Here is a 12,500-nt window from a genome sequence, read left to right as displayed (position 1 = left end):
CGCGTTGCCACTGCGGCGCCCAATAAAGGGGAAGGCGCACCCACCTGTGCCCCGAGGGGCACTCGCACGGTGCCCCTGCGGGATCCCAGTCCGGGAGACGGCCCCCTCGTTTGCCGCGAGGGGGCCACCCCCGGCCGGCGCCCTCCGGCGCGACGATCACACATCACACGCGGCTGTCTGGAATGGTCCGAGCGCTTCCAGTACGAGCTGTACTACGACGGCAGACCACTGGTGCGCTTGTGCGCGCGGTCCAGGAATGCGAGTACGCCATCGTGATCGAATGGGTGTGGTGCTGGTCTGATTTAAGGGCCAACGGTGGTCGAAAACCCTGGCCTTCAGCGTCTTATACGGCACTTCACACCGCGCGTCGCGGCCTGCCTGGCGCACCGCCGGGGCTCCCAGCGGATCGCATTCGTACTGGTCGTTCTCGGATGGTTGCTCGCCACCATCGTGACCGCGGGTGCAGCCGCTGTGATCTTCCGACGGAACTGACAGGTGCTGTTGGTCTCGTTCGACCTGGCAAGTGGCTGGCCCAGCGGCCGCTGATGCCCTCAGAGGGAGTGCGGTTGAACGGTGTGTGAGCGATCTTGTCGAGACCGCCGGGCGGCCGGGGGGCGGACGGATTAGACCGACCACTCGACAACGCTGCCGCAGAGGGCATTGCTCCAGGCTGATCGCCGTTTCCTCAACCGACATGACCGGAAGTCTCGAGACGGCCTCTCAGGACTTCCGGCCCGTCTCGGGGCCCGCCACTCACCGACCGGCCTCGTCCCGTAACTGGGGTACGTGGTATCGCAAAAGAGGCGTTCGGAACGGAGGCGCGAGATCAATGCGCGCCTCGGCGTTCTTGGACTGCGACACCGCCCTAAACAGGGACAACGTTGCCGGATGTCCTAGAACAGGTGACTGCCCGGATGCCCGGCAGGGTGCAGGCACAGGCCATCGTCGTTAGCTGCGGCCGCGGTGGCGGGGCATTCGCGCATTACCGAGAGGGCATAGGGGCGGCTGGTGTCGGAGGTAGGCCAGCACACCCACCAGGCGGTGCTGGTGTTGTCGGCTCGGTCCTGACTCTGTGCCAGGCGGACATGCGGACCGCCGTGGTCAGCCGTGTACTGGCAGCGATGGTGTGTCTCAGCTTCGTGTACGGCATCTGCCAGGTTTTCCAACATGGCCCTGTCGCTGTCAGTGATGTCGGTTTCTGCCGTGCACTGTTCGGCATCTGCGCTGCAGCCTGAGTCAGTCGGATGCCCTTGCGGCAGGTGGCAGCCGGAGCATGAAGAGGCGCGGGTCAGGGTGTGGCCGCTGGCGTCCCACCACAGCCAGTACGTCATAACCGGGGGGTCCTCGTCCCAGGCGAGGTGGTCGATGAAGGCGACATGTCGGCCGGAGTGAGACCCGCGCAACTGGCAGCCGAAGGATGCGTCGTCGTCCCACACATCTGGGATATCGGCCTCGGCAGTCATGGCGAGCTGTTCCTGCAGGGTGAGTGTCACAAAGTCACGGCACGTCATACCCAGAGTCTGGCAGTGACCACTGACAGGCCATGCCTAACGTCCTGCGCATCCACGACCCCTGGACAGGACGTGCCAACAACTCCCTGCTCCTCCTGCTTGGACAATGAGATCCACAGCACTGCCCCTGCCGGAAACCATGGAACCCTCTCACCGCAAGAGCCGAGGTTGGGCCACTTCGCCCCGTCACCACGCCTCAATGCGCCCGAACGACCCACCAACTGGGGCCGCTGGCAGCCAACATGCCGGGACCGCTGAACAACGTCACAACCAACCCGCTGCTGCGATCACGGTGCCCCCAAACTGCCTGCAAACCAGATCAGTTGCCCTCTCTGAAGAGCCTGACTCCACCTTGCGGTTCACCGCCGGCTGGCTGCGGTCTCCTTCGTGCGCAGGCGTGCTGCGCGGCTCGCGAATCTGAAGGCGCGGTCGGCTGTCTGCATATCACCCCTGACCGCCGGTCTGGTCGAGGAGTTTGCGCATGAGGACTTCCGTGTCGAGTTCGGTCGCTAGGCCCAGGGAGCGGTTGACCTGGTCGAGGCGGGAGATCGCTGCGGTCAGGCCGCTCCGGTTGCCTGCGGCCGCTTCGATCTGGAACCAGTCCCGGTAGAGAAGTTCTGCGCTGTCGTCGACCTCGAGTCCGATGGCGATGGCGCGGCGGGCCAGGGTCAGGTCATGGTGTGGACCGGACTCCAGACGCAACGTTGCCACGGTGTGCGCTGTACTCACGATGCGCATCGCAATTTCCTGCTGCAGCGGCTCGCTCCAGGGCAGCGGCTGGGCACCGAAGGGTTTCCCGCGGACCTGATGGAGGGCGCGTTCAAGGTCGGGCAGGCCGGCCGGGCCGTGGGGGAGAGCGGCCTCGACGGTCCGCAGGAAGACGTGCCAGTCGCAGCAGATCTTCGCCGAGAGCGTGAACGGGTCGCCCTTCACGGAGCGCCGTGGCACGTACCACATGCCAGTGTCGTCTTTGCCGAGAGCGCGGCGCAGGCCGCCGAGCCGGGAGTTGAGGGTCTCGGCTGCCCAGGGGTGGGACGGGTCCATCTCCGTGCACAGGGCGTCCGCAGTGCGCCCGGGACGCAGGTGGAGCAGGGCTGCCAGTTGTGCCTCGCGGGCGCCGTGACGGGAGGCGGCCACGCCGGAGATGGCGACGGTCCCCAGCACTTGGATGAGCGGCACACCGGGACGCGGGCCTTCAAAGCCCGGGCTGCCGGCGGCTGGCTCGGGGGAGGGGCTGCTGGAGTTGTGCGAGGGTGCCGGTGGCGCCTGCGGGAGCGTGGGAGCGGGCTGTTCGTCGTCCTCGGCTGCGGGGGCCAGCGGTGTATCGGGCCCGTCAGGGTCTTCCTGTGCGGGCAGGTCGGGCACGGTGGTGGGAGAGGCGGAGGCGGTCAGGAGTGCAGGGAAGATCCCCAGCCCGCCGTCACCTTTTCCGTCGTCGGCCGTGCGGTGGGAGCTGGCGCTCCTTGCACCGGCAGCTGGGCCGAGGGGGTCGGTTGCGGAGGTGCGGGGCGGGCCGGTGTGTGGGGAAGCCGTGGTGCGGGCCGCGTGCGCGGTCCGGGTCTCGGACGGCACGTGCTGCCAGGCTCCGTCGGCGGGGCGCGGCTCTTGTCCGGATACCTTGAGGGCGGCCGTGACCTCTTCGAGGGCGTCGCGTTCCAGGCGCTGCAGGGTGATGTCGAGACCGAGGCTGTCGAGGGTCTGCGGTTGGGTGTTGGCGGCATCCAGGAGGTCGCTGTCCTCGAAGAGGAGACGGGCCTGGCCGGCGGGGACGATGAGCGCGACCTTCATGGTGGTCCTCGATGTGTGGAAGGTTTCGGCGAGCTGCCAGGAGCTGTCGGCATCGAGGTCGGCAGCGCACAGGATCAAGTAGGGAGTGCGGGATTCCTTGGGTTCCTGGTGGGCTTCGAGGAGACGCTCGGCAAAGTCCCGTGCCGCGTCTGCGGTTGCGCTGATGTGCGCGATGCGGCCCGTGGGCAGCAGGTGGTTCAGGCCCTCGCCGAACCCGACGACGACGACTTCCACGTCGCTCGCCCAGGGGCTCATGGCGAGTTCCAGGGCCAGCGAGGTGAGGACCTCCGTGCGGTGCGCGCGGTCTCCGTCCAGCAGGAGGACACCGGTGTGCGGCAGGTCGAGCAGCACCAGCTGGCCGTCACCGTCGGCGCCGACGGTGACCAGACCTGGGTAGGGGGGCGGCACGTCGGCGGCCTCGTCCTCGGCGAGGAGCTCGGCGGTGTTCTCGCACACCCACCAGCCAGCTCGGCCGGCCGTGAAGGGGGGTACGGCGGCGGCCTGCAGGTCGTCGGGCAGGACCTGCACGCTGCGGTCGGTGATCTGGGCCCCGCGCAGGGCCGGAAGAGCGTGCCCCTGCTGGGCGGCGTGGTGAGCAAGGGTGCGTAGCGCCCGGTCGAGTCGGAGGATGCCCGTGGGTTCAGCGGCCTGAGCCAGCTGCGCCTCGGTCGGGGAGGTGTTTTGGGGCATGGCGATGAGCTCGCCGGGCCGGGCGCTGCGGCGTTGCAGGATGCGGCGCAGGGACAGGGCCAGAGTCACTGCGGCCGCCAGGGAGGCCAGTACCCCCGCGGTGCGCAGAGTGAACACCTCCGATTCCGTGGACGGGTCAGTGTCCGGGGCGGGCACCGAAGTCGGCTTACCGGACGGTGTGGACGCATCGGAGGGAGGGGAAGGCCGGTGGGTGGGCCGCTGATCCTCACGGTCGGGTTTCTCGGGTGTGGCCGACGGCTTCGTGGGACCGCTCTCCCCGGCCCCGGGGCCGGGTTCGCGATCGGTGTCCTTGCCACCGTCGGCGCCAGCATCTTGCGGGTTGTGTTCCTCCTTCTTATCGCCGGGGGCCCCGGGTGTGGTGGGGCCCGGCGCCGCGGGCACGGTGATCTGTTGGCCGGGGTAGATCAGGTCGGGATCGTGCAGCGGCGGTGTATGGCCCGGCTGGTCATGCCCCTTGCTGGCGTCGAATAGCTGCGGCCACTGGTCGCCATCGCCCAGCTCGTCCGCGGCGATGGCGGACAACGACTCCCCGGCCTCGACCGTATGGATCCGCTCGCCCTGGTCGTCCCTGGCCGCTGCTGCTGGGCGCTGGGCTGCCGCGAGCCGCATCCGCCTCCCAGCTTCGCCGCTGCCCCCTGCCTGTTCGGACACCGGGGCGGGGGAGGAGATGTGGGCATCGGCCGGGAGCTGCACGTGGAGCCCGGCGGGCAACAGCGCGCCCTGCGGAAGACCCGGGTTGAGCCGGCGGATCTCGGCGGAGCGGCTTCCCGACCCCAGGTACTCCACGGCCAGGTCCCACACAGTGTCCCCCGTCTCACCCACCACATGGACCGGCCCCCTCTGCACGGGCGTTTCAGCCCGCAAGGCGGCGGTGATGGCGGGCGCCGCGGGGGCCTTCGTGTGCGGGACGGTGTGGGCCAAGTGCAGAGGTGCGGTGGCGGCCGCCGCGGGAACCGGGGAGGCCATCGCCGTACCGGCGGGCAGCACCAGCAGCCCGCCCAGGAGGAACCCGGCCAGCCGTTGCGGCGCGCCCAAGACGCGGCGTTGTCCACGAGACGGGCGGCGACGCAGCAGATGGGGGATCTCGGCCAGCACGCCCAGGGCGAACCACAGCCACAATGCCCACGCCAGCACGGTCAGCACGGTGAACAGGACATGCCCGTCGTCCGGCGACATCAGAGCCTCGGTGATGTCCGTGCCGCTGGGTATGCCGGCCGGGAGGGTGCCGGCGGCGGCCAGGACCCACGGCACACCGCTCAGCAGCAGCGCCAGAACGGCCAGGCTGCCCGCTGCGCGCAGCACCCGCGCGGGCAGGGCGGGGCGGCCGGGGGAGGAGTGGGACATCTTTATGCTCCCGGGTCGGTGCGTTCGAGCGTGACGTCGGCGTGTGCGGTGACCTGCATGCTGGAGTAGCCGAATCCACCTAGCAGCAGGGTCTGGTAGGTGTCGTGGACGGTGATGGTGATGCTCTGCCCGTCCGCGGCAACCGTGACGGTGCCCTGGACTTTGGCGTCGGCGAGGAAGGCCTGGGCGGTGGCGACGGCCTTGTCCGGGTCGGCGCGGGTGCCCTGGCCGGTGATGGCACCCGGAGCGTTGATCTCCTGGCCCGCGGCGCGGGCCGCCTCCGCGGCGATGTCCTCGGCATCCGCGTCGGCCATCAGCAGGCGCCCGCCGTCCACCAGCAGCGCGAGCAGTCCGATCATGACGATCGCGAAGCCGAGGAAGTACAAGGTCACCGAGCCGCGGTCGCCGCGGTGTTGAGTCAGGCAGCGGGGGCGGGCCCAGCCGCGGCCCTGCCGGGCGGCTCTCCTTGGCACCGTCACGGGGTGCGCCCTTCGTTGGTGCGGGCCACATACCGGTCCACTGCACTGTGCCGGGTCGCCCGCAGCGTCTTGGAGCCCGGCAGCCCCGGCACCGCCAACTGCGCCAGCGGGATCGTGCAGTGCACGGTCACCGTGACGCTGCCCGCCTGGCCGGGTTGCGAGGGAAACCGGCTGGTGTCGACCTGGACGTCGGAACTGGCACAGGTGCGCTGCGCCTGCCCCAGTGACCTGAGCGCTGCCTGCCGGGCCCGGGCTTGCGCGGTGGAGGGGTCGGTGGACTCACTGGCCGCCCGGGCGGCCGCGGCCGCGGCATTGGCGGACGTGCTGTCTCCGAGTCCGGCCAGCCCGAACGCAGCGATGATTCCCAGGATCGGTACCAGCACGGTCAGGCACACCACAGCCTCCAGCGTGTACGAACCCCGATCGCCCTCCCGGCGGCCGGCCAGCGCCGCAGCACGTTCCCCGGCATCCCGGTGGTGGGCGTGCGCGTGGCTACGTCGCTCGTTCACTGGTTCTTCTCCACGGTGTCCTCCGCGCTGCGCTCGATCCGCACGTCCCACGGCAGGAAGTTCATGACCCGCCCCGAGACGGTCACCCGCACCCGCTCCCCGCTCGACCCGGCGGTGCTCACGCGGGCTTGCTGCACCACTCCGACCCGGGCCAGCCAGTCCTCGGCGCGCGCCGCGCCCTGCCCAGGGCTGGACTGGAACTGCGCACCGCTCCGTGCGCCCTTGCGGGCCGCGGTGTGGGCGGCGGTACTGGCCAGGAAGTACACACCCAGCTGCAGCACCACCAAGGAGATGAACAGCAGGATCGGCGCGATGACCAGGAACTCCAGCGTGGAGACTCCCGATTGTCCGCGGCCGCCGCCCACGGCCTGCCGCCGTACGCGCCACCACCGCCGGATGCGACTCCTCATGCGCCGACGGCGGCCTTGAACCGGTCGATCAGCGTCGTGGAGGTGCTCTTGAACACGGTGCCGAACGCCACCGCCACGCCCAGCACCACCGCGCCCAGAATCAGCTTCTCCAGCGTCTCCATCCCGGCATCCCGGCGGGCGCCGCCCATCTTCTCCGCCCGCGTCAGCCACGCCGTGTGCAGGCACAAGGCCACTTTCTCAAACCCCGTGAACTTCATGATCGGAACTCCTCGTCGGAGGGCGCACCACGGGTGCGCGGTCAAGTCGTCAGATGGATGTCAGGGCGCTGAACGCCGGGTAGGCGAACATCACCAGCACGACCGTGAACAGCACCGTGCCCGGCACGACGAGGCGCTCGGATGCCGCGTTCGCCTCCGCCTCCCGGTCGGTGAGCAGCCGCTGGCGCAGCAGCAGCGCCTGGGTCGCCAGCGTCTTTTGGATCGAGGCGCCGGCACCGGCCAGGGAGAACGACTCCGCCGGGGCGGCCAGCTCGGGGATGTCGAGCTGCTCGCCGAGCTGTTTGAGGGCCTCCCACTGCGGGATGCCCGCCAGTTCGGCGCGTTTGAGGGCGGCACTGATGCGGGTCAGGATCCAGTGGTCGCCAACCTCGGCGGTGCGCTGGACCGCTGCCTCGGGCCCAACGTTCGCGCCACGCTCCAACTGGGCGCGCTCCAGGAAGGAAGCGATGGCGTAGCGCACTTCCAGGCGGGCTGCCTTGGCCTTGCGCCGCACGTCGGCGTCCGCGGAGAACCAGATGTAGGCGGCGAAGCCCACCGAGACCAGCAGCGGCGGAGCAAAGGAGATCCCCAAGCCTGCCAGGTTCAGCAGCAGCCCACCGGCCTGCACCATGGCCAGGGCCACCAGGGACCCCACCACTTTGGTGCCCACATGGTGGGGCACCGACTTGTTGAGCAGTTCCAAGTCCGCGCGCGGCACGTTCAGGCGGTGGCCGTGGGAGGCCAGGATCTGCACGCCGGCCCGTTCCCACACCGTGGGCGCACCGCGTCCGTGCCCGTCCGGCGTCGCCGGTTGCCCAGGTTGGCCTGTGGTGTTCTCCAGACGGTCCAGGACGCCGTCCATGTCCGGCCGGGCGGGCAGCAGTTCGCGTACCACCAGGAACAGGCCTGCGCCGGCGATCGCACCGTAGGCCAGTGCGCCGGTCGAGATCACAGCAGTGCCCCCTTCGTCCGGACCGAGGGGCCCGACACAGACCCGAGGGGACCGGCCGAGCCGGGGACCGGCAGCGGGGCCAGCAGCCGCGGTGCCGGCCGCGACAGAGCGAGTCTGCGCATCCCCACCAGAGCCGCGGCGAACATCAGCCCCAGGGCGAGCAGCACGAGCTGGCCCTGCGCGGTGCGGTAGATCTCCCCCCACGACGGGTTGGTGACGATGTACGCGGCGATCGCCAGCGAAATGATGGAAACCCAGCGCGTCCCGGTGCGCACCTGGCTGCGTTTGGCATCCACCGTGCGCAGGGTGATGGCCTCCTGCTCGGTGAGGTGGGCCATGGACTGCAGGGCCCGACTCAGTCCCGGCCCGTGGTCCTGGGCGTGCGTGAGGAACAGCATGACCGCGTTGTCGACGGCGCCGTCCGCGAAGGCATCGGCGAACTGCCGGTAGGCCAGCACCGGATTGGAGCCCACCCGCAGCCGCGCGGCCAGCAGCCGTACCTGCGGGCGGATGGTCACCGGAGCACGCGTCGCCGACGCGGTGATCGCACTGTCCAGCGTGCCGCCGGACTCATGCACCCCCGCCAGCTGCTGCATCCACTCCGCCAGCGCCTCCAAGCGAACGATCTGGCGCTGGCTGGTGCCGGCCGGATTCCAGATCCACGGGATACCCAGCACCCCCACCGCGGCAAGCAGCCCATGCACCGGCCGTGCCCAGTACAGCCAGGCCCCGACCGCGCACAGGCCCGCCAGGGCCATGATGAACCGGTAGCGGCGCGCCCAGGCATCGGGCAGCGACTCTCGCGCCTGCCACCAGCGCGCCACCCACGGCGAGGGGGGACGCTGGGCGGCCAGAGGCGCCGGGACGGCGCCGCGCACCGCGAGGAGGCCCCCGCCCACGAGTAGCGCCCCGCACACCGCGGCCAGCAGATTCCATTGATCTGTGCTCACGCCGCGTCCTCCCTCGTGCCGATCAGGTCCAGCGGGGCGGGCCATGCGCCGTACTGCGGCACGGTCAGCCAGCGCCGGTCGAACCCGGCCAGCGCCTCCAGTTCCTCGATGAAGGACGGCACGAGCTGCGGGATCCCGCGCGGATCGGACCCCCCGGGCGAGAAGATCTCCTGGATGGAGGGGTGCCCGCCCTCACCGGGCTGCACCTCCAGGACGTGGGAGACAAACCGGTGGCGGCGCCCGCCCTGACGGGTCTGGTTGATCTGCTTGAGGTACACCACGATGTGGATAGCGGTGCCCACCAGTTCGTGGACGTCATCGCGGTGCATCCCCCGGCACAGCGTGACCAGGCGGGGCAGCACCAGGTTGGGGTAGGCGGCGTGCAGCGTGCACATGGAGCCGGCACCGCCGGCGCTCATCGCCTGCAGCATCGCGATCGCTTCGCGGTCGCGGACCTCACCGACGATGATGCGCGTGGACAGCATCCGCAGGGCGTGCGGAAACATGTCCTCCACCGTGATCTGCCCGACCGGCCGGCCATCGACGAGTTCGCCGTTGGACTCGCGGGACTCCATGGCCAGGAACTGGGCGCCGCCCTCGACCTGGTCGAGGTACAGCTCCCGGTCCGACTCGAGGGTGACCACCCGCTCGTCGGCGGGAATCTTCTTCGCCAGCGCCCGCAGCAGTGACGTTTTACCGGTGCCCATATCCCCGGCGAACAGCACGTTCTTCTTTGCCAGCACGAGTGCGTGCAAGAACGCGGACAGGGCGGGGGAGAGGGTGCCCCACTTCTGCATCTGTTCCAGGCTCGAGGCCATCACGCGGTGTCGGCGTACCCCCAAAAACGGATCACCGGTCAAGGTCGTGGCCTCGGCGCGGGAGCCGTCCGGCAACCGGAAGGAGACCATCGGGGAGGAGGCGGAAAGCCGCCGCTCGCGGTGCCCTGAGCTGGACGCCAACCGGTTGATCAGCGCGATCAGTTCGTCGTCGTTCTGCGCGACCGGCGGGACTGCGATGGTGGGCCGGTTGAAGTAGTCGACCTGGACGGTGTCGCCGAGCACGACGATGTTCTCCACGTCCGGGTCGTCCAGATACTTCTGCAAGGGCCCGGCATGAAACAACGCGTCATAGACGGACTGGCACAGCGTCTCCACCTGCGCGCGGGTCAGCGTCGCGTGCCGCCGCGCCTGGTCCACCGCCCACCGCGAAACCCGCTCGGCTACCAGCGAACGGGCCCGCTCGCGGCGCGCACTCTCATCGGCCAGCGGCTCCTGCTCATCCGCGGCGACGATGTCATCGCTCACCGCGTCGCGCAGCGTGGCGATGTCCTGCGGCGAGACCGGCAACGCCCCGGCCTGCTCGGTGACATCCAGCGCCGCGGGCGAGGACAGCGCCGCAGAGTGGCGCGTGTGCGCGTCGGCCGTCGGCGCGACGGTCGGGGCAGGCGCCTGCTGGGTCAAGGACTGGCGCAAGACGTCCTGCAGGCGTGGCGCCCCGGGCACCGGCTGCTTCTCAGCCATGAGAGGCCACCCCCGGCAGCCGGGGATCAACCGGTTGGCCCGCCAGGCGGACCGCGGCCAACCGCTGCAGCACCCCGGCCACCTGCGGTGACGTCACCGGCGCGGCGGGCATATCCAGCGCCCGGCGCCGCGTGTTGACCTCCACCGTGATCGCCGCAGCCGTTTTCCGGGCCTGCTTGAGCAACGGGAGCTTGGCCAGCCGCGGGGGCCGCAGCGCCCCATGGGTGAACAGCGAACCGGATGGCACATCCCACGGCAGCAAGTCCACCACCGGGACGCCGAACCGGCGCGCGATGGCATCCGTCCGCAGACCCCCTGCTGCAGAGCTCAGTTCCTGGATGACCAGCAGCCGCAGCGCCTCGCTGCCGCTGCCGCACCGCTCCAGCTCGCCCTGCAGCACGCGGGCGACCGGCAGCGTCTGCGCCACCGACGTCAGGGTGTTGCGCAGCACGAGCAGCACCACATCGGCCCGGTAGGCGAGCACGGCCGGGAACAGCCCGGCATGCAGCCCGCCCCCGTTGACGACGACCTGCCCGGCGTCGACCACCACGTCGTACCCGGCGTGCTGGTCCATGGCATGCAGCAGCAGCGCCAGCGGCTCCCATGTCCCCGACAGCGCCGACGCCTGCGCCGGGTCGGTCAGCCCGGGCAGGATCAGGCGGTTGCCATCCGCGTCCAGCGGCCGCAGGTGCACTTCGAAGGCCTCGGCGAGCTGATGCTGTAGGTGGGCCTGGGCCAAGTGCCACAGCCCCACGTCACCACCCCAGGCGCCCTGGCGGTATCCGCTGCGGATCGAGGCCTGCCGGCCCGCGGCCTCCACCAGCAGGGAGGGACGTGGACTGGACAGAGCCAGCGCCAGACAGGACACGGTGACTCCGCAACCGTGTCCGCCGGCGAGCACCATGACGGACATGGATCAGCCCCCGGCCTTGAGGACGATCGCTACTCGGCCCGCGCTGGCATCGGAGGCCACCACGCCGCTCTCGACGTCCGAGACGGCAACCTGGACGACGACGTCGCCACTGCTGACGGGGACACCCACCTTGGCTACCCGCCCGGCGACCTGGGGCAGCTCGGACTGCTCCTTGTCCGTCGCGCCTTCCTGGGGCCGCGTCACCAGACTCACCGCGTCGCCTGGGCGCAGCGCATCCACCGGCGCCATGCCCCGCTTCACCTCAACGGCCACCAGTGCCTCACCGGCCTTGAGGCCGCCACGCCCGGTGAGCTGAGCAGAGGTCAACAGGGAGCCCTGGGACAGTGCGGCCCCGGCCCGGCGGCCCACCACGGCGTCCTTCTCCGCCGCGGCGACCGGCTTGAGCCCGGGATCATCAGGCAGCGCCACAACCCGCAGGTCCTGCTCGGTGATCTTCTTCCCGGACGGCACGTCGCGGGCCAGCGCCAGCACATCGGAGCGCTCACTCGAGGCGTTCATCAGCCCTGCGAAGCCGATGGCGCCGGCCAGCACCATCACCGACCCGATCACCATGAAGGAGCGGCGTCGCCGGCGGGGCGGCTCCGGGTCGGTGATGGCGATGTCCGGGCGCATCACCGGGTCAGCGCCGGGCGGGGCGGGCACCTGCGGCCTGTTCTTCGTCATGTTCTTTAACACCACGTGCTTGCCCTCCTGCCTAGTCGAGGACTCTCATCTCGCCCACGGCTACCGTGAAGTCGCTGTCGCGGACCTCGGTGAACTCGCCCGTCTCGCCACCTCCGGTGACGTGCCACTCCACTGCCCAGGTCGCGGTCGCGGTGCCCTTGAAACGGCCTGCCGTCAGCTTCTTGGACGGGACCCGATAAAGGTGTCCGCAGTCGGGCGACTTGGTCATGCCGTGCGACGGCTTGTACTTGGTTCCGGCGCCGTGGCAGAGCACGCTCCTGCCGTCGCCCATCGACCAGCGGATCGAGGACACCTTTGCGGTGGCCGACACCGTTACGCTGCCCACCGATGCGCTGGCGGTATTCGGGCCGAACGTGGTGGGGGAGGGGTCCACCCACAACCACATCGGGACCCCGACCGTGTATTTGCCCGTCGCCTGGGGGCTGGCGATCTTCGGGCCGGTCAGCAGCATCTTGTCCACGGCTTGTTGGGCAAGGGCTCGCGGGTCGAC

12 protein-coding genes are annotated in these 12,500 nt (G+C 70.2%); all 12 read right to left on the bottom strand.

Features of this window, described 5'->3' with window-relative positions; genetic code table 11:
* Window positions 1-893: 893 nt before the first annotated feature.
* The 12 genes from ACFVYL_RS21390 to ACFVYL_RS21335 all read right to left on the bottom strand — a co-directional run bounded on the left by ACFVYL_RS21390 (window position 894) and on the right by ACFVYL_RS21335 (window position 12,470).
* Entirely contained in the window at window positions 894-1,493 is a 600-nt protein-coding gene (locus ACFVYL_RS21390) for a hypothetical protein (protein ID WP_389718397.1), read from the bottom strand.
* 462 nt (window positions 1,494-1,955) lie between these two features.
* A complete protein-coding gene (locus ACFVYL_RS21385) occupies window positions 1,956-5,354 on the bottom strand; it encodes a LysM peptidoglycan-binding domain-containing protein (protein WP_389718395.1) in 3,399 nt (1,132 codons plus the stop codon).
* 2 nt (window positions 5,355-5,356) lie between these two features.
* Window positions 5,357-5,746, bottom strand: a complete 390-nt coding sequence (locus tag ACFVYL_RS21380; RefSeq protein ID WP_384251143.1) for a pilus assembly protein TadG-related protein — start codon at window positions 5,744-5,746, stop codon at window positions 5,357-5,359.
* Window positions 5,747-5,829: 83 nt separating this feature from the next.
* Window positions 5,830-6,342: a hypothetical protein gene (locus tag ACFVYL_RS21375; protein ID WP_389718392.1), complete on the bottom strand. Its 513-nt coding sequence runs from the start codon at window positions 6,340-6,342 to the stop codon at window positions 5,830-5,832.
* A complete protein-coding gene (locus ACFVYL_RS21370; RefSeq protein ID WP_389718390.1) occupies window positions 6,339-6,752 on the bottom strand; it encodes a TadE/TadG family type IV pilus assembly protein in 414 nt (137 codons plus the stop codon). Before ACFVYL_RS21370 ends, ACFVYL_RS21375 begins: the two co-directional genes overlap by 4 nt.
* Window positions 6,749-6,970 (bottom strand): hypothetical protein, encoded by a 222-nt coding sequence (locus ACFVYL_RS21365; protein ID WP_389718388.1) that lies wholly within the window; start codon window positions 6,968-6,970, stop codon window positions 6,749-6,751. The genes ACFVYL_RS21370 and ACFVYL_RS21365 overlap by 4 nt, the downstream gene beginning before the upstream one ends.
* 49 nt (window positions 6,971-7,019) lie before the next feature.
* Window positions 7,020-7,922, bottom strand: a complete 903-nt coding sequence (locus ACFVYL_RS21360; protein ID WP_389718386.1) for a hypothetical protein — start codon at window positions 7,920-7,922, stop codon at window positions 7,020-7,022.
* Window positions 7,919-8,872 carry a type II secretion system F family protein gene (locus ACFVYL_RS21355; protein ID WP_389718385.1) on the bottom strand — a complete coding sequence of 318 codons (954 nt, stop codon included), beginning with the start codon at window positions 8,870-8,872 and terminating at the stop codon, window positions 7,919-7,921. Before ACFVYL_RS21355 ends, ACFVYL_RS21360 begins: the two co-directional genes overlap by 4 nt.
* On the bottom strand, window positions 8,869-10,392 hold the full coding sequence (locus ACFVYL_RS21350; RefSeq protein ID WP_389718383.1) for a CpaF family protein: 1,524 nt from the start codon (window positions 10,390-10,392) through the stop codon (window positions 8,869-8,871). Before ACFVYL_RS21350 ends, ACFVYL_RS21355 begins: the two co-directional genes overlap by 4 nt.
* The gene (locus tag ACFVYL_RS21345) at window positions 10,385-11,305 is read right to left on the bottom strand and encodes a hypothetical protein (protein WP_389718380.1); all 921 of its coding nucleotides are present in this window, start codon (window positions 11,303-11,305) and stop codon (window positions 10,385-10,387) included. Before ACFVYL_RS21345 ends, ACFVYL_RS21350 begins: the two co-directional genes overlap by 8 nt.
* A 3-nt stretch (window positions 11,306-11,308) precedes the next feature.
* Window positions 11,309-11,989 carry an SAF domain-containing protein gene (locus ACFVYL_RS21340; RefSeq protein WP_389718377.1) on the bottom strand — a complete coding sequence of 227 codons (681 nt, stop codon included), beginning with the start codon at window positions 11,987-11,989 and terminating at the stop codon, window positions 11,309-11,311.
* Window positions 11,990-12,020: 31 nt separating this feature from the next.
* A complete protein-coding gene (locus tag ACFVYL_RS21335) occupies window positions 12,021-12,470 on the bottom strand; it encodes an ATP/GTP-binding protein (RefSeq protein WP_389718374.1) in 450 nt (149 codons plus the stop codon).
* Window positions 12,471-12,500: the final 30 nt, after the last annotated feature.

It is taken from the genome of Streptomyces sp. NPDC058308 (genome assembly GCF_042880275.1).
Taxonomy (GTDB): Bacteria; Actinomycetota; Actinomycetes; order Streptomycetales; family Streptomycetaceae; genus Streptomyces.
Note: the sequence above shows the minus strand (reverse complement) of the source record. Positions and strands in the feature narration are given on the sequence as shown.

Excerpts from the sequence above, each read along its gene's own strand:
- ACFVYL_RS21345 (WP_389718380.1), bottom strand. The coding sequence starts at position 11,305 with ATGTCCGTCATGGTGCTCGCCGGCGGACACGGTTGCGGAGTCACCGTG.
- ACFVYL_RS21370 (WP_389718390.1), bottom strand. The coding sequence starts at position 6,752 with ATGAGGAGTCGCATCCGGCGGTGGTGGCGCGTACGGCGGCAGGCCGTG.
- ACFVYL_RS21385 (WP_389718395.1), bottom strand. The coding sequence starts at position 5,354 with ATGTCCCACTCCTCCCCCGGCCGCCCCGCCCTGCCCGCGCGGGTGCTG.
- ACFVYL_RS21340 (WP_389718377.1), bottom strand. The coding sequence starts at position 11,989 with ATGACGAAGAACAGGCCGCAGGTGCCCGCCCCGCCCGGCGCTGACCCG.
- ACFVYL_RS21350 (WP_389718383.1), bottom strand. The coding sequence starts at position 10,392 with ATGGCTGAGAAGCAGCCGGTGCCCGGGGCGCCACGCCTGCAGGACGTC.
- ACFVYL_RS21365 (WP_389718388.1), bottom strand. The coding sequence starts at position 6,970 with ATGAAGTTCACGGGGTTTGAGAAAGTGGCCTTGTGCCTGCACACGGCG.